This window comes from Ruegeria sp. CDSC045 (assembly GCF_059610725.1).
The window spans coordinates 42,039-66,043 of the sequence record NZ_JBXWOE010000001.1; the positions used below are offsets into that span (position 1 = coordinate 42,039).

The following is a 24,005-nucleotide window of genomic DNA, read 5'->3' on the forward strand; positions in this document are numbered from 1 at the left end:
CCATGCCACATGACGATCCCGACCATCCGCACGCCATATTGCCGCCTGAACCCGCCCTTCGCGTCAAGGCGCTGGAAACGATTCTGACCCGCAAGGGTTTGATAGACCCGGCCGCTTTGGATGAGATCATCGACACTTACCAAAACAAGATTGGCCCGCAGAACGGTGCCCGGGTTGTTGCCAAAGCCTGGACTGATCCGGCCTTTAAGGCCGCACTGCTTAAGGATGCAACGCCCGAGGTGGCAAAGCTTGGCTTTTACGGTCGGCAAGGCGAGCACATAGTTGTTGTCGAAAATACCCCTGATCTCCACAACATGGTCGTTTGCACGCTGTGCAGTTGCTACCCATGGCCTTTGTTGGGGATTCCACCGGGGTGGTATAAATCGGATGCCTATCGTGCACGGGCCGTGCGTGAGCCGCGTAAAATTTTGTCAGAGTTCGGCGTTTCTCTGGCGGATGAAACAGCCGTGCGGGTTTGGGATTCAACGGCCGAGATACGCTATCTTGTTCTACCCATGCGCCCCGATGGCACCGATGGGATGACCGAAGACGACCTGACCGCGCTTGTGACCCGTGACAGTATGATCGGAACCGGCCTGCCCAAGGTGCCGTCATGACCCGCGTTCACGATATGGGAGGACGGTTCGGCGACGGTCCGGTGATCCCCGAATCCCAAGATGCAGCGATTTTCCCAGAAGAATGGCACGGGCGCGCATTGGCACTGACATTGGCTGCCGGGTTTCTGGGACAATGGAATATCGACATCTCGCGCCATGCACGCGAACGACTTTCGCCCAAAGACTATGCACGATTCTCTTACTACGAAAAATGGGTGTCAGCACTTGCAGATCTGTTGGTAGAGCAGGGAGTCCTGACTTTGGAAGACCTTCTGGGCCAAGGAACGGATGCTTCACATCCTTTGGCTTCCCGCGCGCTGACAGCCGGGACGGTTGAGGGCGTACTGTCCAAAGGCGGTCCGGCTGATCGACCCTCGAATATCGCGGTGCAGTTTGATCCCGGCCAAAAGGTGCGTACAGTACGACCGGCTGCCAACCGCCTGAAAAACGGTGGTCATACCAGGTTGCCATCTTACGCTTCTGGCGCTTGCGGTCGGATATTACGCCTGCATGGGGCGCATGTTTTGCCAGATTCCAACGCTCATGGTCTGGGAGAGGCACCTGAACCATTATATGCGGTTGCATTCCCAGCCTCGGAGCTTTGGGCCGATCCCGAGAACCGAAATGACGAGGTCATATTAGATCTGTGGCAAAGCTATCTGGTGCCCGATGAGTGAGTGTAACGCGCAGTCATTACCCGAGCTGGCATTCGCAGAGCCCTGGCATGCACAGGCCTTTGCGGTCACGGTCGCGCTGAATGAAGCGGGACGATTCGAATGGTCGGAATGGGCCGATCGATTTTCGAAGATGCTAAAACGCCATGGTCTGAGCAAAGAGCTGAATGGTGGCAACGACTATTTCCATGCCTGGCTGGAAACACTCGAGGCCTATTTAGCCGAAATGGGTGACGCGAACCCAAGTGATGTCGCCGCAGTCTCGTTGGATTGGGAGAAGGCCTATCTGGCGACACCACATGGTGAACCGGTTCATTTGTCGAATGGCTAGAAAGGGGGCGCTGCCCCCGCCGCGGCAAGCCGCGACTCCCCCGAGGTATTTTTGGCCAGATGAAGCAAGGGATCCTCTCTTCATCTGGCCAAAAATACCTCCGCCGGAGGCACCACGCACAGTGTGGTTATGATCTGCGGCGAATTATCGGTTTCCCTGTCGCTGACACATCGCTATACGAGCCGGGTTTGATATCTCAGCGCAAAAGGACCAGATATGGCCAATGTGGTTGTTGTCGGCGCCCAGTGGGGTGACGAAGGAAAAGGCAAGATCGTCGATTGGCTCAGTGAACGGGCCGATGTGATCGCGCGTTTTCAAGGCGGGCATAATGCCGGTCATACGTTGGTAATCGACGGTGCCGTCTATAAGTTGCACGCTCTGCCATCCGGTGTGGTACGTGGCGGCAAGCTGAGTGTTATCGGAAATGGCGTCGTTCTGGACCCCTGGCACCTGCTGAAAGAGATTGCAACGATCCAGGCGCAGGGTGTTGAGATCTCGCCCGAAACGCTGATGATCGCGGAAAACACGCCGCTGATCCTGCCGATCCACGGTGAGCTGGACCGTGCGCGCGAAGAAGCGGCCAGCAAGGGGACCAAGATCGGGACCACGGGTCGTGGGATCGGCCCGGCTTATGAAGACAAGGTTGGGCGTCGTTCTGTGCGGGTCGCGGACCTGGCGGATGAGGCGACCCTTGAGGCGCGTGTAGATCGCGCGCTGCAGCACCATGATCCGCTGCGCAAGGGGTTGGGGATCGAACCGGTGGACCGCGATGCGCTGGTAGCTCAGCTAAAAGAAATCGCGTCGAAGATTCTGCCTTTCGCAGCACCCGTTTGGAAAGTGCTGAACGAAAAGCGCAAGGCTGGTAAACGTATTCTGTTTGAAGGTGCGCAGGGTGCCCTTCTGGACATCGACTTTGGAACCTATCCGTTTGTGACCTCGTCCAACGTGATCGCCGGTCAGGCGGCGACCGGTGTCGGCATCGGGCCAGGCTCGATTGATTTTGTCCTTGGCATCGTAAAGGCTTACACGACCCGTGTGGGTGAGGGGCCGTTTCCAACCGAATTGGATGATGCGGATGGCCAGCGTCTGGGTGAGCGTGGGCACGAGTTTGGTACCACCACCGGGCGCAAGCGGCGTTGCGGCTGGTTTGATGCCTGTCTGGTGCGCCAAACCTGTGCCACTAGCGGCGTAAACGGTATTTCGCTGACCAAGCTGGACGTGCTGGACGGATTCGAGACGCTGAAAATCTGTGTTGCCTATGACCTTGACGGTAAGCGTCTGGATTATCTTCCCACTGCAGCCGATCAGCAGGCACGATGTACTCCGATCTACGAAGAAGTGCCTGGTTGGAGCGAATCCACGGAAGGCGCGCGCAGTTGGGCGGACTTGCCTGCAAATGCCATCAAATATGTGCGTCGGGTCGAAGAGTTGATCGAATGTCCGGTTGCATTGCTGTCCACTAGCCCAGAGCGGGATGACACCATTTTGGTGACAGACCCGTTTGCTGACTGATGGCGGGCGAACAGAAAAATGGCCTGAGCTATAAAGCGCGTCGTCGTTGGTCGATGGTGCTGCTGCTGATTGGCCTGCCGGCTTATATCGTTGCGGTGGTGACGGTGATAAACTGGTTGGACCGGCCACCAATTTGGTTGGAACTTCTGGTATACGTAGCGCTCGGCATTTTGTGGGCTCTGCCTTTCAAATTCATCTTCAAAGGTGTCGGAAAAGAAGATCCAAACGGATCTTCTGACTGAGCGGCCTATTCCGGGCTCATCCTGCGGCGGGTTCATACGCCTGCCCACAAAAGATCGCCCAATGAAAAAGGGCCGGAGTTGGTCTCCGGCCCTTCTTTCTTTTCGGTTTGAATTCAGCCTGCGGCGCGTTCATCTCCGTCAGGGCGGAACCCTATCTCGTCCGAAGCCGCAAACCGACCTCCGCCAGCTTTCTCAATCTTGCCGTCGCGCAGCAGTTGCCCGAATGAGCGCAGGCTTTCCTCGCGATTAAAATCGTCCTGCTTGAGAGAACGGATCTTGTTCATCAGTTGCGGGCGCGAGAACTGTTCCTGTCCTTCGATGAACGACAGATAAGATGCCGCAGCTTCCAGCAGGTCCGGCAGAGATTGTGCGCCCTGTTCCTGTGCATAGTGCGCAAAGCCGCTTTCCTCGATCGGAAGACCCAGCGGTTTGGATTTTACACGGCGCGGAGAAATCGGCCCCATTTCATCCTCGTCTTTATTGTCGATGCGCTGTTCAGCAACCAGCTTGAGGGGAGCGGCAGGCTCTACCTTGGGACGGGCAGTTGTAACATTGCTTTCGGGGCGGCGCGGGCTGATCTGCTGAGCCTGATTACGGTTCAGCGCATCTGCACGATCAGCATTGGTTGCGGCCACTGCATTGCGCAGACGGGAATATGTCTCGCGCTGAGTGGCAGTCGCGGGATCATCCATCTGTTCGACCGCCTTTTCCATCAGGCGAGAAACGTCCTCGTCCAGGTTCGGTTCCTCAGGCAGAGGCTCGGATGCACGGGCGGACAACACGGCTTCGACGCTGGCGATTTCGTCAAGCAGAGTTTCCTCGTCTTCTTCGGTCAAATAGCCGGCAACCTCTTCAGGTTCGTCTGCGTCCGCCGAAATGTCTTCTGTCAGGATATTGTCGATTTCGTCGCTCTCGGCTTCGTCCGTCTCGGCACTCAGATCCGAAAACAAAACCTCTTCTGCCTCGACAGTGGTCACATCGTCGGCGATGGGTGCGACATCAATTTCTGGCACGGCGGGGGTCTCTTGGGCCGGGCCTTCGATCTCTGCCTCTTCCGCGGCGGGTGGGGGCATGTCAATCTGAGATTCGGGCTCAAATTCCTGAGCTGCTTCAACCTCTGCATCGGCCGCGGGGGATTCGACCAGATCTGTGGGGGTCAGAGTTCCAGCCTGAAAGGCAGCCGATACGGCATCAGTTGGGCCGGTTTCGGATTTCATCAGGGGGGAATCTTCATCCTCGGCGTAGATCACCGAGTTTTCTTCGCTATGAGAGACTACCGCCCGGATCCGTTGCAGCTTTGCGGCGATACTATCGGCGGCTGGTTCGGGTCGACCCTCTACCGGCTCGGCCTCTGCGATGGGCGCGGACTGTGAGGGGGCAGCGGTATAGGCCGGAGCACTCGGGGTACTGGGCGGGGTCATGGGCGCGGTAGAAAGGGACGGAGAAGCGGCACGGTCTTGCGCCCGCAGAAGCAATCCGTTTTCGCTCTGGCTGGCTTCGACTTTACGCGTCGCATCTCGCTGAGCAATGCGGGTCAGCATTTCGGCGTCTGGTTGCGGGGGTTCGGACCCAAAATACCTGTCATCCGCTGCAAGGTCGCGGAAGTATTCGGCAATCGACTTCATCGTTTCAAAAGAATCGTCAAATCCTTCCAAAGTGCACGAGAAGGTTCCGTAGGAAACTGTCAAAACCTTGTTATTCTGTACCATCAGACGTACGTCCTCTACAAACTACACGAGCCATCAGCCCGGTCGTGGGCAGAGCTATTGGCTCAGAACTTTGTCCATGAACCTATCATTTTGTGGTCTCAATGTGTCAAAACCCGGAAAAAATGATCAATCTCATGAAAAAGACGCGAATTGTACGTTCGAAAGAGTCAATCACGCTGGTTGGAAGCGGTCAAATTGGCCCTGAAGATTTGGATTTGGCGTTGATTCGCACAAAGTTGGCCGTCGCCGCGGATGGTGGGGCGGCAAGTTTGTTGGAAATTGGGCGCATTCCAGACGCTGTTATCGGTGATTTTGATTCGCTCGATCCGGATCACAAAGATCAGATTCCGCTGGATCGACTGTTTCCAATTGGCGAACAAAATAGCACGGATTTCGACAAGGCCCTGCGCAGTATCGAGGCGCCGCTGGTGATTGGGGTTGGTTTTCTCGGGGGGCGTCTGGATCACCAGTTAGCAGCACTCAACGTCTTGGTTCGCAGGCAAGATCAGCCCTGTATTCTGATTGGCGAAAGTGAAATTATCTTTCACGCACCCCCCAAAATCTCGGTTTCTATGGCGCCTCGAGATGTCGTCTCATTGTTTCCATTGCAGCGTGTATCAGGGCAAAGCCGCGGCCTTGAATGGCCAATCGACGGGTTGGTGATGGAGCCGAACGGCGCTGTCGGAACGTCCAACCGCGCATTGGGCTCGGTTGAATTGCGTATGGATGGGCCGGGCCTTTTGGTAATGTTTCCCAGGGCGATGCTGGATCAGGTCATGCAGGCGCTTCTGTCGGTGCCGTCCGGGCGCTGGCCCGCTCACGCAGAATGACATAGAGGCCGGCAGCGATGGTGATGCAGATGCCCAAAGCGGCGACACCGTCGGGCAGATCGCGAAAGATCAGCCAGCCAAACACCGTGGCGACCGGGATTTCGAGATACTGCATCGGGGCCAATGTTGCAGAGGGTGCATATCGCAGCGACCAGGTCATGAACAGATGTGCGACCGTGCCGAGAAGCCCGATTGCAAGCAAAAGCCAGATATCGCCCAAATTCGGAGCAATCAGGGACAGCTCCCAGATTCCGGCGGGTGTTCCCACCAACAGGGCAGGCAGTAGGATGACAGAAGCTATGACGCCCGACACGGCCTGAAGCGCAATGGGATCTGTAGCTTTTGCAATTTGCCGGGTCACGAGCATGAACAGGGCAAACACCACCGCGACGACAAGTGGAAGCAAAGCCGCATATCCGACCTCGGCAAAGCTGGGTTGAATGACAAGCAATGTACCACCAAAGCCCACAAGGCACGCAATCAGGCGTCGTTTGCCGACTTCTTCCTTTAGTACCAGTTTGCCAAGAAGCAACATGATAAACGGCATAACAAAGGCGATGGCCACAGCGTCGGCCAGCGGCAGGTATTGCAGGGCAGAGAACATCGCGGCGATGCCGACGATGTGCAGCAGGGTTCTTATGACAGCCAGGCGAAATATACGCCCCTCCATGCGCCAGGGTCTGCTGGTCCAGACGACCAGCGGAACCAACAACATGGCTTGAATGGCAAACCGGACAAAGACCAGCATTCCAAGCGGCACGGTTTCACCCAGTAATTTGGCGACCGCATCCCCCAAGGGTGCAAGCGCGCAAAAGCCAAGCATCAGCACGATGCCAAAAACGGGACGGTCCTGTGTCATGATGAGACGCTAGCGATTTGATTGAACCGGGGAAAGGCGAAAGCTAGGGGTCGGGCAGCGGTTGTACTTTGGTGTAGTCCGGGCCGATGCAGATCGGCAGCCCGTCATCCAGTTTCAGCCAGCCCAGCTGCTCTTCATGCGCGACATGCAGCGTGGGCTGCAGTTGGTTAGGGTCGTCCAGAAGGGCCACATACAGATGCATCACGCCGGACATCGTGTCGGACCGGAATGAGATCGGCGAGCCGCAATCAGGACAAAAGCTGCGTTCTACGCCGGGTGAGGATGCGAATGTCTTTGGTTCCTGGCCCGTCCATTTCAACTGTCCGTCGCGGACCCCGAAATAAGCTGTCATCGGGGCCGCGCATTGTCTGCGGCAACTGTCGCAGTGGCAGATCACACAGGACAGAACGGGCGAGTCCACCCGAAATGAAACCTTACCGCAAAGACAATGGCCTTCCATTTCGCTTCCCCGCGTTGCCTCAGCAATTCGGCACGTTCACCGCCAAACCGCCCAAAGACGTTTCCTTATACTTTTCGTGCATGTCGTGCCCGGTCTGCCGCATGGTTTCGATGACAGCGTCCAGCGGTACGAAATGGTGACCATCTCCGCGCAGGGCCAAAGAGGCTGCCGACACCGCCTTGATCGCACCCAGCCCGTTGCGTTCGATACAGGGTACTTGAACCAGCCCGGCGACAGGATCACAGGTCATGCCCAGATGATGCTCGAGCGCGATCTCAGCGGCATTTTCCACCTGTTCCGGCGTGCCGCCCATAACCGCGCACAGCCCGGCTGCAGCCATGGCTGCGGCGCTGCCGACTTCAGCCTGACACCCGGCCTCGGCGCCCGAGATCGAGGCGTTGTATTTGACCAGCCCGCCAATAGCGGCCGCAGTTAGCATGAAATCTTCGATGTGGTTCTCTGAAGCACCGGGTACATGGTCCAGATAATAGCGCATTACCGCTGGAAGAACCCCGGCAGCACCATTGGTGGGGGCGGTCACCACCTGACCGCCAGCTGCGTTTTCTTCGTTCACGGCCATGGCGTAAACGCTCATCCAGTCGTTGATCGTGTGGGGCGCGTTCAGGTTCATGCCACGCTCGGCCATCAACGCGTCATGGATGCCTTTGGCGCGACGGCGCACGTTCAAACCGCCTGGCAGAATGCCGTCGGTGGTCAGACCGCGCTCGATACAGTCGTTCATGACCTGCCATAGGCGCGCGGTGCCTTTGGCAAAACTGTCTGCACAGCCGCGCGCGATCTCGTTGGCGCGCTTCATCTCGGCGATGCTTTTGCCGCTGGTTTTGGCCATGTCCAACATCTCGACCGCCGATTTGAAAGGAAAGGGCACCGGTGCGCCTTCATCTGTTGCCTTGCCCTGGGCCAGTTCTTCCTCGGTCAGAACAAAGCCGCCACCGATCGAGTAATAGACCTGCCGCAGGATCACGTCGCCCTGTGCGTCCGTGGCCATCAGGACCATACCGTTAGCATGGCCCGGCAGATTGTTTTCATAGTCGAAAACCAGATCGGCCTTGGGATCGAACTGCAGCGTGGGCAATCCTTCGGGGGTCACGCTGTGGGTCTCACTTATGCCAGCCAGTGCGGCCTCGGCCCGTTCGTGATCATATGTGTCGGGCACAAATCCGGCCAGGCCCAGGATCGTGGCGCGATCGGTTGCGTGGCCGACACCGGTAAAGGCCAGCGACCCGTGCAGCGACCCGCGCAGCCCTGAAAATTCGAACGGAGAGGCGCGCATCATGTCCAGAAACCGCGCGGCAGCAACCATTGGCCCCATCGTATGGGACGAGGACGGGCCAATGCCCACTTTGAACATATCGAAGACAGACAGAAACATATCAGGTAGCAAAGCCTTCCGGTGGGTTAGCATAGGTTGGTGAGGTAAAGGGTGTAACCCCTAAACCCTCGGCCGCGATTGCGGCGCGTGTGGCGGGGCGCGTCTCCAATTGCATCAGCATTCGCTGCAGATGCGGCGTGTCAGCGATCTGAAACCAGCTGCGATCAGCCTTCGCAGGATAGAGCGCCATCCAGCGCATCTGACAGGCCAGATAATAACTCAGGACCGATGGTATGTCCGGGCTCAGCCAGGGCGGCGCGCTTTTCGCAACTTCATCAAGCTGGCGCAAGTGCTGGCGCAAACGAGGGCGGATACCGGCGCGCAAAGGATTGACCTGCGCTGCGTCTATATATTTTTCGGCGTAAAACAGAATACGCAGATCAGCGTGCAGCGTATTGGAGGCAAAGAACAGCCACTTCAGAAACGCGGCGCGGTTGCTGTCCATGGGGGTAGGGGCCAGCCGGCCATGCGTATCCGCCAGCCACAACAAGATAGCAGCGGTTTCGAAGATCGGCCCCTGTGGTGTTTCCAATACCGGGATCAGCCCATTGGGGTTCAGCGCGCGATATTCCGGGCTGTCCTGTGCGCTTTGGCGGCGGTCTACCAGAACCGTTTCATAGGGCAGGCACATCTCTTCCAGCGCCAGCCGGATGACCAGCGAAGCATTGTCCGGGGCATAGTGCAGGCAGTAAGGCGTGTTCATGCGAACTATGTATACCTCACGTATGTTTTCAACAGACCTGATTGCGACGTTTCCCATAGGAAACGCGTAGTTTCGCGACATGTTGGTCTACCGATCCGGACAATTCTCTCTCGCAGTTGTCGTAGGCATTCCGTATAAGTTCCGCAGCAAATTAGGGGGATGCTGAAATGGCCGGTGATCTGTCGCCCATCGACACTGCAAAATACGTCGCAGCACGCCGTGCGGCTGACATGGTGCAGAATGGGATGCGAGTCGGCCTGGGAACCGGATCGACCGCTGCATGGATGGTGCGTCGGTTGGGGGAACGGGTCAGAGAAGAAGGTCTGGCGATCAAGGGTGTTCCGACATCGACCCGGACGGCCCAACTGGCCCGTGAACTGGGCATTGAGGTTGTTTCCCTGGATCAGGCGGGATGGCTGGACATCACTATCGACGGTGCGGACGAATTCGACAGAGAGCTTAATCTGATCAAGGGCGGCGGCGGCGCGCACCTGCAGGAAAAGATCGTAGCCACGGCCAGCGACCAGATGGTGGTCATCGCCGATGCCGGCAAAGAGGTCGAGACTCTGGGTGCCTTCCCATTGCCGGTCGAGGTGATCCCCTTTGGCTGGCAGACCACACGCACCCTGATCGAAGAGGTGCTGGATACCATGGATGTTCTCGGTACCCGCTCGGCGCTTCGCATGAACGGAGAAGCGCCGTTTGTCACGGATGAAGGCAATCACGTGCTGGACCTGCATTTGCAACGGATCGGAAACCCAAGGCAGATGGCGCTGGTGCTGAACCAGGTACCCGGCGTGGTCGAGAACGGGTTGTTCATCGACATTTGCGACAAGGTCGTGATCGGTTATGGAGATGGCCGGGTCGAACTGCGCGACATCAACGAGGGAACGGTGGAACTGGACGAGTTGTTCGATGGCGGCAAAGACAACCTGTTCACGGATTTGGCGGATTAGCGCGTGTCGGCGATAGAATTCTATGAAAGTTCCACAGCTTGGAAGAAGCGGCTGTTTTACAGAGTGGTTTTCGCCGGGTTTTTCTTTGGCGTTTTTATCTTATTGCTTCCTACCGTGCTGCGGTATGAACGGTCGAACTATGTGCTGATGACTTATATGATCTTTTTCATAGGCGCGATCATCAGCATATCTCTTGTCCTGAGATCAGATCGTAAACCGATCACGCTCGACGACAAAGCGATTGGTTTCAGATTGGGATATGTCGTTCACGGGATTTTTCAACAAGAGTCTGCATGGGCCGGTGTTGCGTGGAAGGATATCCGCTATTTCGATTTCCCTTCGGATGGAAAGTTGAACCCCAAAGACGCATTGTACATCAGCTACAATGACGACAAAGGTCGGGTTCGGAACTTTATTCTACCAATTGCTGGTTTGAGGCGGTCCGATCTCGAGGCGTTTGTGAAATCGCTACGTCGTTTCTGGCCGGACATTGACCGCCAATGGCAGGAGAAGCTTGCCGATCGCAAACAAGAGATTGCAACTCTTGACGTAAACCATATTTGAAGGTTGCGGAGATTCATCCCAATCAGAGAGGGTACGGGACCTACTATGAGCTTTGACTATGATCTTTTCGTCATCGGAGGCGGCTCGGGCGGGGTCCGGGCGGCGCGTGTGGCGGCTGGCGAAAACGGGGCCAAAGTGGCGCTGGCGGAAGAGGATCGCTATGGCGGGACCTGTGTGATCCGCGGATGTGTCCCCAAAAAGCTGATGGTATTTGCCAGCGAATTCTCTGGCATGGTCGAAGATGCGCAGGCCTATGGCTGGGACGTCAAACCCGGTGCATTTGACTGGGATTTCTTTCGCGGCAAACTCCATGCCGAGTTGGACCGGCTGGAAGGCATCTATCGCAACATCCTGAAAAACAACGGCGTCGAAAGCTTTGATCAGCGTGCACACGTGGTGGACGCACATACCGTCGAGCTGGCCGATGGCACCCGCATGACGGCCAAGCATATTCTGGTCGCCACAGGCGGACGCCCTGTTGTGCCCGAGTTTCCGGGCTCGGACCTGGCGATCACCTCGAACGAGATTTTCCATCTGGAAAAACTGCCCGAAAGCATCCTGATCGTTGGTGGCGGTTATATCGCCAGCGAGTTTGCAGGAATCATGAACGGCATGGGCGTGAAAACCACCCAGTTCTACCGCGGTGCGCAAATCCTTCGGGGTTTTGACGAAGAAGCGCGCGGTCTGATCAGCGAAGAGATGTGCCAGAACGGGATTGATCTGCATCTGGGCACCAATGTGCTTGAGATGGCCAAAGACGGTGACAAGATTCGCGTAAAGGCCACCAATGGCACGGAACAGCTGTTTGACGTGGTCATGTATGCCACTGGTCGCGCGCCCAATGCCGACAATCTGGGGCTTGAGGCCATCGGCGTTGAACGCGGCCGCAAGGGTGAGATCATCGTGGATGATTACAGCCAGACAGGCGTGCCCTCGATCTATGCCATTGGGGATGTGACGGACCGGGTTAACCTAACCCCGGTTGCGATCCGCGAGGGGATGGCTTTTGTCGAAACCGTGTTCAAAGGCAACCCGACACCTGTGGATCACGACCTGATTCCAACTGCGATTTTCACGCAGCCGGAATTCGGCACGGTCGGGTTGAGCGAAGAAGACGCTGCAGCCCAAGAGCCGGTCGAGATCTATGCAACCTCGTTCAAGCCGATGCAAAAGGCATTCGCAGGTGGCACGCAGCGGGTTTTGATGAAACTGATCGTCTCTCAGGCCACGCGTAAGGTGTTGGGCTGTCACATCGTGGCGCCGGGCGCCGGCGAGATGATTCAACTGGCTGGCATTGCCGTCAAAATGGGCGCAACCAAGGAAGATTTCGACCGCACCGTTGCAGTTCATCCGGTCATGGCGGAAGAACTGGTAACAATGCGTCATCCTGTGCGTACGGCTTGATTTGCAACCGCGCGCACACAAGTTACAAGGGAACCCGTGATCACACGGTTCAACACAAGGGAATAGATACAAATGGCGGGCAACAGCGGCGGCCCCTGGGGGGGCGGAGGCTCTTCTGGCGGCGGAGGAAATCGGGGTGACAACGGGGACGGGCGCAAGCCCCCTGAAAACGAGGGCCCGCAGATTCCCGAGATCGACGAGCTGATGAAAAAAGGCCAGGAACAGCTGCGCGTCCTGATGGGAGGCGGCGGTGGTCGTGGCACCAATGGTTCGGGCGGTGGCGGGGGTGGTCCCATCTTTACCAAAGGGACTATTGCCATTGGGTTGGTGGTGGGTGCAGTCCTTTGGGGTGCGGCCAGCTTTTATACGGTAAAGCCGGAAGAACAGTCGGTAGAGCTGTTTTTGGGTGAATTTTCAAACGTTGGAAATCCCGGTCTGAACTTTGCGCCTTGGCCATTTGTAACTGCCGAGGTCATTCCTGTGACCCGCGAGCAGAACGAAGACATGGGCGGAGCCCGTGGTAGCGATGATGGCTTGATGCTGACAGGCGACGAAAATGTTGTCGATATCGACTATCAGGTGGTCTGGAACATCAATGACCCGGCCAAGTATCTGTTCAATTTGCGCGACCCGCGCCAGACGATCCGCGCCGTGTCGGAATCGGCCATGCGCGAGATCATTGCACAAAGCGAGCTGGCACCGATCCTGAACCGAGATCGGGGTGTGATCGCTGATCGCTTGCAGGAATTGATTCAGTCGACGATGGACAGCTATGATTCCGGCGTGAACATTGTGCGTGTCAACTTTGACAAAGCCGACCCGCCACAGGACGTAATCGCGGCCTTCCGCGACGTTCAGGCCGCCGCACAAGAACGTGACCGTCTGCAGAACGTCGCCGACGCCTATGCTAATAAGGTACTGGCCGAAGCACGTGGTGAAGCCGCGCAAGTTGTGGAAGAGGCCGAAGGATATCGCGCCCAGCAGATCAACAGTGCTCAAGGTGAAGCCAGCCGCTTTAGCGCGGTTCTGGAAGAATACTCCAAAGCGCCGGATGTAACGCGCAAACGTTTGTATCTGGAGCGGATGGAGCAGATTCTGGGTGATGTCGACAAGATCATACTGGACGAAAACTCGGCCGGTCAGGGACAGGGCATTGTGCCGTATCTGCCGCTGAACGAACTGCGCCGCAATCAATCCGGGGAGAGCAACTGATGCGTAAGTCACCCATTATCCTCATCCTTGTGGTGATCCTCGGCGTTGTTGCGCTGTCTTCGATCTTTATCGTGGACGAACGCCAGCGCGCATTGGTTCTGCAATTCGGCCGTGTGGTCGCGGTTAAGGAAGAGCCTGGTCTGGCGTTCAAAATTCCACTTATTCAGGAAGTTGTCCGTTATGACGACCGTATCCTGTCCATCGACGTTCAACCGCTTGAAGTGACGCCGTTGGATGATCGTCGTCTGGTAGTCGATGCCTTCGCACGGTACCGGATTTCCGATCTGAACCAGTTCCGCCAGGCGGTTGGTGTCGGTGGTATCCCGGTTGCCGAGGATCGTCTGGACCGCATCTTGCGCGCTGAAACCCGCGAAGTTCTGGGTTCAGTTTCGTCCCGTGACATCCTGAGCTCGGACCGGGCTGCACTGATGCTGCGTATCCGCAATAGTGCGATTGCCGAGGCACTTGCGCTGGGTGTGACCGTCATTGACGTGCGTCTGAAAGCGACCGATCTGCCGCAGGCCAACCTCGAAGCGACGTTTGACCGGATGAAGGCCGAGCGGGAGCGGGAAGCTACAGACGAACGTGCCCGTGGTAATGAGGCGGCACAGCGCGTACGTGCCCAGGCCGACAGGACCGTTGTCGAACTGGTATCGGATGCGCGGCGTGAGGCTGAGATCATTCGCGGTGAGGCTGACGCCGAACGCAATGCGATCTTTGCCGAAGCTTACGGTGCGGACCCTGAATTCTTCGAATTCTATCGTTCGCTGACCGCCTATCAGAATGCTTTGCAGGGCGGTAACAGCTCGATGGTATTGAGCCCGGATTCCGAGTTCTTCAACTATCTCAAATCACCCACCGGCCGGGGCCAATCGGCGGGGCAGGCGTCTGAATAATGGGTATGATCCTTCTGGCCTTTGGGCTGGTGTTGATTGTCGAGGGGCTGGCCTATGCGCTGGCCCCTTCGCTTATTGAACGTATGCTAGAGGCGTTGCGGTCTATGCCAGAGCAGGCACGTCGGCTTGCAGGATTGTTATGTATGGTGGGAGGTCTCGTGTTGCTATGGGGTGCATATCAGGTCGGGTTTTGAACAACGGCTACACTTCATGGTGATTTCCCCGCGATCCTCAGTTGCGGGCAAGGACAAACCAGCTACATTGGATATCAAGAAGGGCCGCCTGCGGGCGATCCAGATAGTGTTGACGACAAGGAGTTCCCACGTGCAGTCACAAGCGCGCAGTATATCCGTCCGGCGGGACGACGTTGTTGGTTTCATGCGGTTGATGTGGCTGGCCTTTGCCGGGATGCTGCTTGTATTGGCGCAGTCAGTGGCCGCACAGGCGCGGGGCGAAAGCCTGGCTCCGCTGGCCGATAAGATCAGCCCAGCGGTGGTCAACATCACCACTTCGACACTGATTGAGGGACAGACCGGCCCGCAGGGGATCGTTCCCGAGGGCTCTCCGTTCGAAGATTTCTTTCGCGAGTTTCAAGACCGTAACGGGGAAGATGACAACCGCCCGCGCCGCAGCAATTCGCTGGGCTCGGGGTTTGTGATATCCGAGGATGGTTTCATCGTTACTAACAACCACGTTATTGCCGAGGCTGATGAGATACTGGTCGAATTTTTCCCGGGCGACGGTCAACCGAAGAAAGAACTGCCTGCGAAAGTGATCGGTACGGATGAAAAAACCGATATCGCCCTTTTGAAGGTCGAGGCCACCGGGCCGCTGAAATACGTCAAGTTCGGCGATAGTGACATTGCGCGCGTTGGCGACTGGGTGATTGCGATGGGCAACCCGCTGGGGCAAGGGTTTTCGGTTTCGGCGGGGATCGTCTCGGCGCGGAACCGCGCGCTCAGCGGATCTTATGACGACTATATCCAGACCGATGCTGCGATTAACCGGGGGAACTCGGGCGGGCCGCTGTTCAATATGGATGGCGAGGTGATCGGCGTGAATACGGCGATCCTGTCGCCGAATGGCGGTTCGATCGGGATTGGCTTCTCGATGGCCTCGAATGTGGTGGTCAAGGTTGTCGACCAACTGCGCGAGTTCGGCGAGACCCGCCGCGGTTGGCTGGGTGTCCGCATTCAGGACGTGACCGAGGATATGGCCGAGGCGATGGGCCTGGACAAGCCGGGTGGCGCACTGATCAGCGATGTACCCGAGGGCCCGGCCAAAGAGGCAGGCCTGTTGGCCGGTGACGTGATCCTCAGCTTTGATGGTGTTGAGGTCGAAGACACCCGTGGATTGGTACGTCAGGTTGGTGAGACAACGGTTGGCAAGTCGGTCCGTGTGGTGGTGCATCGGGATGGCAGCACGCAGACAGTACTTGTGACTCTGGGCCGCCGCGAAGATGCCGAGCGGGCCGAAAGCGAAGAGGGTGAGGCTGAAGAAGCCCCGGTTGAGGAAAATGCCGATATTCTGGGGCTGACGATATCGCCCGTGACTGAAGCCCTGCGTGCTGATCTGGGGCTGGAGCCGGATACCGAGGGGCTGGTTGTGACCGAAGTGGACGAGGCGTCAGAAGCCTATGCCAAGGGTTTGCGCGCCGGTGATCTGATCACCGAGGCTGGCCAGCAGAAGGTCACTGCGATTTCTGATCTCGAGGACCGAATGGAAGAAGCCCGCACGGCCGGGCGGAAGTCACTGCTGCTTTTGGTGCGGCGCGGTGGAGATCCACGCTTTGTCGCGCTGAGCCTTGAAGAGTGATCTCTTAGGTTGAACAAACAGAAAGGCCAGGGCACCTGCTCTGGCCTTTTTTCTGTGCTGAAAAAAGATGAGCCACACGCCGGGGAAGGCGTATGGCTCTGGTACAGGGAGAGGTCAGTGGACAGATATCGGGGATGATTCTCTGACCTCCTACGGTAACAGTTCCTAACGTAATCTTAATGCGATCCGTCGTATGTGAAGCAGGTCACAACAGGTCAAATGAGGTCGGAATCCGCCAGTTCCCGCAGTGCCTCAAAATCATGGATCATCAGGCCGCCCCGCGAAGCTTCGACAACCTTGTCGCGTTTCCAGGTTGAAATTGTCTTTGAGACAGCTTCGCGCGTGGCCCCAACGAATTCGGCCAGCTCGCTTTGGGACAGGGTAATGCGAGTGGTTGGATCGTCTTGAAGGTTGGACAGATGCAGCAGTTTGCGCGCAAGCCGGATAGGCATCGGCAAAAAGACCTGTTCATTCAGTTGCGACCCCATCCACCGCATGCGCAAACCGGCCAGTCGGATCATATCCACCGCAAGGTCAGGATGTTGGCGGATCTGGTTCATGACATCGGACCTACGCACACGCAGCACCCGAGAGGCCTCGGCCGCGGCCACGGTTGCGGTGCGGGGGCCATTGTCGAACAAGCCGATTTCACCAAAGACCTCGCCAGGCTTCATCAATGTCAACGAGAGTTTTCGACCGCTCATCGCCAAGAAGGACACCTCTAGCGTGCCGGCAAGAATGGCATAGAGGGCATCCCCTTCATCCCCTTGTTCGAAAAGGATATCACCAGGTTCGAGAGAAATCTCTGTCGCCTGTGCCGAGAGCATTGATCTCAGCCGGTCTGAAGCTTCGGATAGAAAGCCACTATTTGGGAAAGCCGTCATTTGGTGTGGTGCTCCGGCGGGAAAAGGTGAGTGGTGACACAACTTTTCATAGCCCAAGCGTTTAGCCAAGGATTTTGTTAGGTTTTATGGCCTCCCGCGCTTCACGGAAAAGTCATCCGAAGGGCGGTTGAGGATTTAGCCGTCATTAATGATCGGGATCATCCATATAGCTTTGCAACAGGCTGAACTGCAGCATGAGGAACGCCATAAGGGCAATGGGGAATCCGAAGGTTTCAATCTTGACCCAAAGGTCAGTCGACATCGTGCGCCACACGAATTCATTTGCGACGGCCAGAACAGCAAAACACGCACACAGACGACGGGTCAGGATCATCCAGCCTTCGTGTTTCATGGGCAGCATCTCGTCCAGAACATAGGCAAGATAGGATTTCTTTTGCAGCAGCCCGATCCCCAGGATCAGAGCAAACAGGCCATAAACAAGCGTGGTTTTCATCTTGAAGAACCGCTCGTCATTGAACCAGGCGGTCAGGCCGCCGAAGAAAATGACCATGAAAGCTGTGAATATCTGCATCCGGCTTAGCTTGCCGGTCAGGTACCACAAGATGCCCATTGCCCCCAGCATCAGCGGCACAAAAATGATCGTGGCAATGATAAAGCCGGAATACTCGATGCCGCCGATCAGAAAGCTGTCATCGCGCAAGCGCAGGTAGATGAAGAAAAAGGCCAGCGGAGGACCCAGTTCCAGCACCTGTTTCAGAAATGGATTTATGTCGGTCTTGCCTGTCATATCTCTTGCCCTGCTGCTTACCCGCCCATTTCAACTATTACGGCGCCGAGTGCAATCAATGCCATCAGCGCGATCCGCCTTGGGCCGACGGTTTCTTTCAGAACCAGCCAGCCGATCAGGGCGGCAAAGACGGTGGAGGTTTCCCGCAGAACGGCGGCTTCGCCGACCTTGTCCAACCGCGTGGCCAGCATGATGGCCCCGAAAGATAGAGGGGCGATGATCCCGCCGGCGATGCCGCGCAGCGCCAAGGGTCCCAAGGCCGGGCGATGGGCCATCGCGCGCCAGCGAAAGAACGCATAGATCGGCATGGCGGCCCCGTCGATCATGAAAAACCAAGCCAGAAAGGTGAACGGATCGGCCGTCGCGCGAATGCCATAGGCGTCATAGGTGGTATATAACGCCACAAACAGGCCGGTTGCGAGGGCCAAGGCTAGGGCGATCCCAAGCGTTTCGCGGTTGGTTTCGAGAAACCGCAGATTATAGGCCGCAAGCCCGAATATCCCGGCCAGCAAGACCGCGACACCAAACCATTGCGTGGCAGAGAAGGTCTCGCCAAACAAAAGATAGGCGCCGAAAACGGTGAACAGCGGCCCGGTGCCGCGCACAACAGGATAGACCACTGTATAAGAGCCTTTGGTATAGGCCATTGCCTGCAGTATCTTGTAAGCGATGTGGATCAGCCAGACGGTGGCGAAGATTGGCCACATATAGGGTTCGGGCCAGGGCACTACAAAAAACGCGAAAGGTGCAGCCAGAAGACAGTAGCTGGCGTCTATAGCCCCGCGGGACAGCCACGGGTCGTGACGGCCCTTTTGTAATGCTCCGAACACCGCGTGCAAGAAGGCGGCCATCAGCGCGAGCCCAAGGGCAAGGTCATGGCCCTTGGGCGTGCCTTCCAGAGAGATGAGCCAGTCGCTCAAGACATCGACCTTTCGCGGGTGGAGAGGGTGGGGGGCTGTCTGCCCCCCGAAGATATTTTTAGCCAGTTGAAGTTCGGATCAGCCTTTATCCAGGCCGGTTAGGGCGGCTGCGAATTCTTCGGGATCGAAGGGGGAAAGATCGTCGATCTGTTCTCCGACGCCGATTGCGTGAATGGGCAGGCCGAACTTGTCGGCCAGTGCCACCAGCACGCCGCCTTTTGCAGTGCCGTCCAGCTTGGTCATCACCAGGCCGGAGACATCGGCCAGTTTTTGAAAAGTATCAACCTGGCTGAGTGCATTCTGACCGGTGGTGGCGTCCAGAACCAAAAGGGTATTGTGCGGTGCGGTTTCGTCGACTTTGCGGATCACCCGGACGATCTTGGCTAATTCCTCCATCAAGTCGGCACGATTTTGCAGACGACCGGCGGTGTCGATCATCAACAGATCGGCGCCATCCTCTTGTGCGCGGGTCAACGCGTCGAAGGCCAGGGAGGCGGGGTCCGAGCCTTCGGGGGCTGTCAGGACCGGAACGCCTGCGCGGTCGCCCCAGACCTGCAGCTGTTCTACGGCGGCTGCGCGGAAGGTGTCTCCAGCTGCGATCACTACGTTCTTGCCGGCCGCCCTGAACTGGCTGGCTAGTTTGCCGATCGTGGTGGTCTTGCCCGATCCGTTGACGCCAACGACCAATACCACCTGTGGGCGTTTGGAATAGAGCGGCATGGGCTTTGCCACGGGTTCCATAACCCGGGCGACTTCCTGCGCCAGAAGCTGCTTGATCTCTTGTGTCGAAAGTTTGCGGCCATAACGGCCCTCGGCCATATTGGCGGTGACGCGCAGCGCTGTGTCCACACCCATGTCGGATGCAATCAACAGCTCTTCAAGCTGTTCCAGCATGTCGTCATCCAGCGTGCGGCGAACTGTTGTCTCGGTCTCGGCGCGCCCGAAAAGCCGCCCGAGCATGGATTTGGACGGCGCAGACTCGGCTGTAGAGGCCACCGGTTTGGCAACTGCCTGTTCCGGTGCCATGTCCGGTTGCGCGACTTCGGGTGCCGGTTCGGAATGCGGCGCTGGCGCTGGCGGGATTGAATCCGGTGCGGTTGTTTCCTCGCCCCCATCTTCAACGATGGCATCCAACCCTTGTTCAAGGCGGGATGAGGATTTGAACAGCTTGTCCTTGAGCTTTGAGAATAGCGCCATTTTTGGTCTCCGCAGGTGTTCCTCTCACCTAATGCGGAATTGCAGCAGTTGCAAAGGGTCAGAGGAAGGCGATCAGAAGACCGGCTTGCGCCCCCCAATACAATACCCAAACCAGATAGGAGGTGAAACGGCGGCTGGGATGGTCCACTGGCAGAAGAAACTTCTCAGTCGCCAGGATCAGGTCGGACGCGATAAAGGACAAAGCCGCAGGTAAAGCCCAACGCAGCGCGCCTGTCTCGGGCAGGGCCAGGACCGTGATACCCATGCCCAGAATGATCGGAATATACCCGAGAACGGGCCATTTCAGGTCTCCGGCACGCGGCGGTAATAGGGTGACAACGACAATACCGAGGAGGATCAAAGACCAGAAATATCCGGGCTTCTCCAGAATAAGCGCGGCGTCGCTGGCCGGATGGGACAGGAACAGCCCGATATAGGCCAGATGACCAGTTGCAAAGGCACCGATCCCGGCCATGAAGGTGGCATCACTTTCCCGGGACAGAAGGGCGTCCCCCAGCGCACAGAATGCCAGCGCAAGGATCAACAGAAATGGAGCGCCACTTTGGGCGGCAATGACCGCCAAAACTGCGACGGATAGGGTCTTTAGGATTGACCGAACAGCGCCAGCGCCACGCGAGGTCAATGGCAGGTAAGCCAGAGCGCAAGCTGTCGCAATCAGAAACAGGGCATTGGTCATAGAGTTATCTCCGCAGCATGTACTGAACACTTTCGCAGCGCATAACCGCAAAACTCAATCGGTGACGTGAAGGCACCCGGTTGGAATGAAAAGGGAATTGGCCTAGCGGCCTGCCATCTGACAGAATGGTCCCATGCTGAAACGAATTGCGATTCTGTTGTCGATGGCTGCCCCGGCGGTTTGTGCCGACACATCTCTATCCGGCGCCGAATTTGACCGCTATACGCTGGGAAAAACCCTGTTCTATGGCTTTGAAGGCAGGATTTATGGGGTCGAGCGTTATCTGCCGGATCGCCGCGTGATTTGGTCTTTTCTGGATGGGAACTGCAAAGAAGGGCTCTGGTACGAGCAGGAAGGACAGATCTGTTTCGTCTATGAAGACCGGCATGACCCGCAATGCTGGGTATTCACCGAATCTGGCGGCGGTCTGATCGCTCAGTTCGAGGGAAATCCTGAGATGACCGAACTATATGAGAACGAAGACACAGACGCCGAGATGGTCTGTTACGGTCCCGAAGTCGGTGTCTAGCCTGTGCAGGGGTCAGAACAACGACCCCTGATCCGGCGCATCCTTTTTCGGCGGCTTTTTCGAAGTTGACGGTGACGCGGTAGACGGGCCGGTCGTCAATTCGCCATCTGCAAATTCAATGTCAAAGGATTGGTGTTTTGCCGCCTGTTTACGGGTTGTCAGTACCTGTCCTTCGGCGCGTACGACCGCATATCCACGTTGCAGCGTTGCCTTGTAGCTTAGCGTTTCCCGCAGCCGGTCTGCGGTTTCCAGGGATTGACGCATCCGGTCCAGACGCGCGGCTTGCGCTGTACTCAAGCGTTCGGCTAGGCGGTTGATGTTTTGCCGTTGGCTGTCGATTTCGCGCTGGATCGGCCGGACAGACAGGCGCGACGAAAGGCTGCGCAGTGTTTCCTGTCGGGTTCCGACCAGTGAGCGTAATGTGGACGGGCGCAGATGGGCGGACAGTTTCACAACTTGAAGGCGGCGGTTTTGTACGCCGCGCTCAAGTGCTGGTGTCAGTCGGTCCGCAATTAAATCAAGGCGTTGTCGCGGGTTGTTCAACAAGCTATCCGGGCGTGGTAATGCGCGGGATAAATCCCGCAACCGTTGCGACCGTCTTTGCACAGCGTCCGTGGCTGCACGGGACAGGCGGGCGCCTTGCTCTCCGGTCCAGGCCAGAAGTTCCATGCGGACAGGCACCGCAAGTTCGGCTGCGGCTGTGGGGGTTGGGGCCCTGCGGTCCGACACAAAATCAATCAGGGTCGTGTCGGTCTCGTGCCCAACGGCCGAGATCACCGGGATCTCTGATGCCGCCGTAGCGCGGGCCACGATCTCTTCGTTGAACCCCCAGAGGTCCTCGATTGACCCGCCACCACGGGCGACGATGATCAGGTCCGGTCGTGGCAGCGCACCGCCAGGAGTCAGTTGGTTGAAACCAGTAATCGCGTTCGCCACCTCAGGCGCGCAATTCGAACCTTGCACGGCGACAGGCCAGATCAACACTTTGCGCGGAAATCGGTCACGCAACCGGTGCAGGATATCGCGGATCACCGCGCCCGAGGGTGAAGTCACCACGCCGATGATCTGAGGAAGATAGGGCAGAGGCTTTTTACGCTCGGGTGCGAACAGGCCCTCGGATTCCAACTGTTTCTTTCGCTTTTCAAGCAGGGCCATCAGGGCACCCTGTCCGGCCACCGAAACCTCATCCACGTTCAGATTGTATTTGGACTGCGCTCCAAAAGCGGTCAGGCGGCCTGTGACGACCACTTCCAGACCTTCCTCGGGAACCACGGACAGGGCAGCAACCTGGCCTTTCCAAGTGGTGCAGGCCAGTACGTTCTTGTCGTCCTTGATGTCATAGTACAGATGACCAGATCTGGCTTTGAACACGCGACCGACTTCACCCCGAACACGGATTCGGCCGAAACTGCCTTCCAGCGTCCGCTTCACCTCGCCCGAGATGTCGGAAACAGTGTATTCTGGGGTATTTTGGCCGGGAGTGGGGTCGTCAAGCAGGTCGGACATTTCAGCGCCTTGTGTCAAATGCCCGGCCAGCTTAGAACGCGCGGAAGGCAAGGCCAAGCAGATCGGAGAGCAGTCATGAACATCCTCATTCTCGGCAGTGGTGGGCGCGAACACAGCCTGGCCTGGGCGGTGATGCAAAACCCGAAATGCGACCGCCTGATTGTGGCGCCGGGCAATGCCGGGATCGCCCAGATTGCCGAATGTGCAGCGCTGGATATCGAAAACGGCGGTGAGGTGGTCAGGTTTGCGGATGAGAACGCGATCGACTTTGTGATCGTCGGCCCCGAGGCGCCATTGGCTGCGGGGGTTGCGGATCGTTTGCGCGAGGCCGGTGTGCTGGTTTTTGGCCCCTCGGCAGAGGCCGCACGTCTCGAGGCGTCCAAGAGCTTTACTAAAGAGATCTGCGACGCCGCCAATGCTCCAACCGCAGGATACGCCCGGTTTACCGAGGCCGAGCCAGCCAAAGCCTATATCAAAAAGAAGGGCGCACCTATCGTCGTCAAGGCTGATGGCTTGGCCGCGGGCAAGGGTGTGATCGTTGCGATGGACGAAGCGACGGCCTTGGATGCGATCGATGACATGTTTGGCGGAGCCTTTGGTGGTGCCGGTGCCGAAGTTGTGGTCGAAGAGTTCATGGAAGGTGAAGAGGCATCTCTGTTCGTGCTGTGCGACGGGGAAAGCATCCTGTCCATTGGCACGGCGCAAGACCATAAACGGGTAGGCGAGGGCGATACCGGTCTGAACACCGGCGGCATGGGCGCGTATTCTCCGGCTCCCGTGTTAAGCGCTGTAATCGAAGAGCGCGCGATGAACGAGATTGTGCGCCCCACCATGGCAGAGATGAAGCGGCGCGGAACGCCGTTTCAGGGCGTTCTTTATGTTGGTTTGATGATCAAGGACGGCCAGCCACGGTTGGTTGAATATAACGTGCGTTTCGGCGACCCGGAATGTCAGGTGCTGATGATGCGCCTGGGCGCGCAGGCGATGGACCTGATGCACGCCGCAGCAGAAGGCCGGTTGGCCGAGGCGCGTGTAAACTGGGCGGATGATCACGCCTTGACGGTAGTCATGGCCGCAAATGGTTATCCGGGCTCTTACCAAAAAGGCAGCGTGATCAAAGGGCTGGATGACGTATCTGAAGATAGCGGCAATATGGTGTTTCACGCAGGAACCAAAGAAGCCGACGGTCAGATCGTCTCTAGTGGTGGCCGTGTATTGAATGTCACCGCACGCGGCCAGAACCTGCAGGAAGCGCGTGATCGCGCCTATGAGCTGATCGACGGGATCAACTGGCCAGAGGGGTTCTTTCGCCGGGATATCGGATGGCGGGCGCTGTAATCGCGACGG

26 protein-coding genes are annotated in these 24,005 nt (G+C 57.5%); 15 read left to right on the forward strand and 11 right to left on the reverse strand.

The window, feature by feature from the left end:
- The first annotated feature begins 2 nt into the window (after positions 1-2).
- From nthA to AC2FH6_RS00265, 5 genes are all read left to right on the forward strand, one after another.
- The gene (gene nthA / locus AC2FH6_RS00245) at positions 3-617 is read left to right on the forward strand and encodes a nitrile hydratase subunit alpha (RefSeq protein ID WP_496700661.1); all 615 of its coding nucleotides are present in this window, start codon (positions 3-5) and stop codon (positions 615-617) included.
- Complete coding sequence (nthB, locus tag AC2FH6_RS00250) at positions 614-1,294, forward strand: nitrile hydratase subunit beta (RefSeq protein WP_496700663.1); 681 nt, start codon at positions 614-616, stop codon at positions 1,292-1,294. Before nthA ends, nthB begins: the two co-directional genes overlap by 4 nt.
- Entirely contained in the window at positions 1,287-1,622 is a 336-nt protein-coding gene (locus AC2FH6_RS00255) for a nitrile hydratase accessory protein (protein ID WP_496700665.1), read from the forward strand. The genes nthB and AC2FH6_RS00255 overlap by 8 nt, the downstream gene beginning before the upstream one ends.
- Before the next feature lie 216 nt (positions 1,623-1,838).
- Entirely contained in the window at positions 1,839-3,134 is a 1,296-nt protein-coding gene (locus AC2FH6_RS00260; RefSeq protein ID WP_496700667.1) for an adenylosuccinate synthase, read from the forward strand.
- Positions 3,134-3,376 (forward strand): DUF2842 domain-containing protein, encoded by a 243-nt coding sequence (locus AC2FH6_RS00265; RefSeq protein ID WP_142634590.1) that lies wholly within the window; start codon positions 3,134-3,136, stop codon positions 3,374-3,376. Before AC2FH6_RS00260 ends, AC2FH6_RS00265 begins: the two co-directional genes overlap by 1 nt.
- A gap of 113 nt (positions 3,377-3,489) precedes the next feature.
- Here the strand turns inward: AC2FH6_RS00265 and AC2FH6_RS00270 are convergent, their stop codons facing one another.
- Positions 3,490-5,085, reverse strand: coding sequence for a hypothetical protein (locus AC2FH6_RS00270; RefSeq protein ID WP_496700669.1), 1,596 nt, complete (start codon positions 5,083-5,085; stop codon positions 3,490-3,492).
- Positions 5,086-5,219: 134 nt separating this feature from the next.
- Here AC2FH6_RS00270 and AC2FH6_RS00275 point away from each other — a divergent pair, with 134 nt between their 5' ends.
- Positions 5,220-5,915 (forward strand): thiamine diphosphokinase, encoded by a 696-nt coding sequence (locus AC2FH6_RS00275; protein ID WP_496690781.1) that lies wholly within the window; start codon positions 5,220-5,222, stop codon positions 5,913-5,915.
- Here AC2FH6_RS00275 and AC2FH6_RS00280 read toward each other — a convergent pair.
- Genes AC2FH6_RS00280 through AC2FH6_RS00295 form a run of 4 tightly spaced genes read right to left on the reverse strand, consistent with a single transcriptional unit; the run spans position 5,860 to position 9,330 of the window.
- A complete protein-coding gene (locus tag AC2FH6_RS00280; RefSeq protein ID WP_496700671.1) occupies positions 5,860-6,774 on the reverse strand; it encodes a DMT family transporter in 915 nt (304 codons plus the stop codon). The two genes, AC2FH6_RS00275 and AC2FH6_RS00280, sit on opposite strands and share 56 nt — an antisense overlap.
- Positions 6,775-6,817: 43 nt before the next feature.
- A complete protein-coding gene (locus AC2FH6_RS00285; protein ID WP_496700673.1) occupies positions 6,818-7,234 on the reverse strand; it encodes a GFA family protein in 417 nt (138 codons plus the stop codon).
- Between the two features lie 19 nt (positions 7,235-7,253).
- Entirely contained in the window at positions 7,254-8,627 is a 1,374-nt protein-coding gene (locus AC2FH6_RS00290; protein ID WP_496678195.1) for an L-serine ammonia-lyase, read from the reverse strand.
- Position 8,628: 1 nt separating this feature from the next.
- Positions 8,629-9,330, reverse strand: a complete 702-nt coding sequence (locus AC2FH6_RS00295) for a glutathione S-transferase family protein (RefSeq protein WP_496700675.1) — start codon at positions 9,328-9,330, stop codon at positions 8,629-8,631.
- Positions 9,331-9,497: 167 nt separating this feature from the next.
- Here AC2FH6_RS00295 and rpiA point away from each other — a divergent pair, with 167 nt between their 5' ends.
- From rpiA to AC2FH6_RS00330, 7 genes are all read left to right on the forward strand, one after another.
- Complete coding sequence (rpiA, locus tag AC2FH6_RS00300) at positions 9,498-10,286, forward strand: ribose-5-phosphate isomerase RpiA (protein WP_271946345.1); 789 nt, start codon at positions 9,498-9,500, stop codon at positions 10,284-10,286.
- A gap of 3 nt (positions 10,287-10,289) precedes the next feature.
- A complete protein-coding gene (locus tag AC2FH6_RS00305; RefSeq protein ID WP_496700677.1) occupies positions 10,290-10,850 on the forward strand; it encodes a hypothetical protein in 561 nt (186 codons plus the stop codon).
- Between the two features lie 45 nt (positions 10,851-10,895).
- Positions 10,896-12,254: a glutathione-disulfide reductase gene (gene gor, locus AC2FH6_RS00310; RefSeq protein WP_496690776.1), complete on the forward strand. Its 1,359-nt coding sequence runs from the start codon at positions 10,896-10,898 to the stop codon at positions 12,252-12,254.
- 72 nt (positions 12,255-12,326) lie between these two features.
- The gene (gene hflK / locus AC2FH6_RS00315) at positions 12,327-13,466 is read left to right on the forward strand and encodes an FtsH protease activity modulator HflK (RefSeq protein ID WP_496700679.1); all 1,140 of its coding nucleotides are present in this window, start codon (positions 12,327-12,329) and stop codon (positions 13,464-13,466) included.
- Positions 13,466-14,362: a protease modulator HflC gene (hflC, locus tag AC2FH6_RS00320; RefSeq protein ID WP_496700039.1), complete on the forward strand. Its 897-nt coding sequence runs from the start codon at positions 13,466-13,468 to the stop codon at positions 14,360-14,362. Before hflK ends, hflC begins: the two co-directional genes overlap by 1 nt.
- Positions 14,362-14,556: a DUF2065 domain-containing protein gene (locus AC2FH6_RS00325; RefSeq protein ID WP_142634568.1), complete on the forward strand. Its 195-nt coding sequence runs from the start codon at positions 14,362-14,364 to the stop codon at positions 14,554-14,556. Before hflC ends, AC2FH6_RS00325 begins: the two co-directional genes overlap by 1 nt.
- A gap of 130 nt (positions 14,557-14,686) precedes the next feature.
- Positions 14,687-16,177, forward strand: a complete 1,491-nt coding sequence (locus AC2FH6_RS00330; RefSeq protein WP_496700682.1) for a Do family serine endopeptidase — start codon at positions 14,687-14,689, stop codon at positions 16,175-16,177.
- Positions 16,178-16,392: 215 nt separating this feature from the next.
- Here the strand turns inward: AC2FH6_RS00330 and AC2FH6_RS00335 are convergent, their stop codons facing one another.
- The 5 genes from AC2FH6_RS00335 to AC2FH6_RS00355 form a co-directional block, all read right to left on the reverse strand.
- Positions 16,393-17,061, reverse strand: a complete 669-nt coding sequence (locus tag AC2FH6_RS00335) for a Crp/Fnr family transcriptional regulator (protein WP_142634564.1) — start codon at positions 17,059-17,061, stop codon at positions 16,393-16,395.
- A gap of 145 nt (positions 17,062-17,206) precedes the next feature.
- Positions 17,207-17,809, reverse strand: coding sequence for an inner membrane-spanning protein YciB (locus AC2FH6_RS00340; protein ID WP_496700684.1), 603 nt, complete (start codon positions 17,807-17,809; stop codon positions 17,207-17,209).
- 17 nt (positions 17,810-17,826) lie between these two features.
- On the reverse strand, positions 17,827-18,729 hold the full coding sequence (locus AC2FH6_RS00345) for an EamA family transporter (protein WP_142634560.1): 903 nt from the start codon (positions 18,727-18,729) through the stop codon (positions 17,827-17,829).
- 78 nt (positions 18,730-18,807) lie between these two features.
- Complete coding sequence (gene ftsY, locus AC2FH6_RS00350) at positions 18,808-19,926, reverse strand: signal recognition particle-docking protein FtsY (protein WP_496700686.1); 1,119 nt, start codon at positions 19,924-19,926, stop codon at positions 18,808-18,810.
- A gap of 58 nt (positions 19,927-19,984) precedes the next feature.
- On the reverse strand, positions 19,985-20,623 hold the full coding sequence (locus AC2FH6_RS00355; protein WP_281972305.1) for a lysoplasmalogenase family protein: 639 nt from the start codon (positions 20,621-20,623) through the stop codon (positions 19,985-19,987).
- A gap of 133 nt (positions 20,624-20,756) precedes the next feature.
- Between AC2FH6_RS00355 and AC2FH6_RS00360 the strand changes: the two genes are divergently transcribed.
- Positions 20,757-21,152: a hypothetical protein gene (locus AC2FH6_RS00360; RefSeq protein WP_185956619.1), complete on the forward strand. Its 396-nt coding sequence runs from the start codon at positions 20,757-20,759 to the stop codon at positions 21,150-21,152.
- Positions 21,153-21,164: 12 nt separating this feature from the next.
- Here the strand turns inward: AC2FH6_RS00360 and xseA are convergent, their stop codons facing one another.
- On the reverse strand, positions 21,165-22,658 hold the full coding sequence (xseA, locus tag AC2FH6_RS00365; protein WP_496700688.1) for an exodeoxyribonuclease VII large subunit: 1,494 nt from the start codon (positions 22,656-22,658) through the stop codon (positions 21,165-21,167).
- 75 nt (positions 22,659-22,733) lie between these two features.
- Between xseA and purD the strand changes: the two genes are divergently transcribed.
- A complete protein-coding gene (purD, locus tag AC2FH6_RS00370; protein WP_496700043.1) occupies positions 22,734-23,996 on the forward strand; it encodes a phosphoribosylamine--glycine ligase in 1,263 nt (420 codons plus the stop codon).
- Positions 23,997-24,005: the final 9 nt, after the last annotated feature.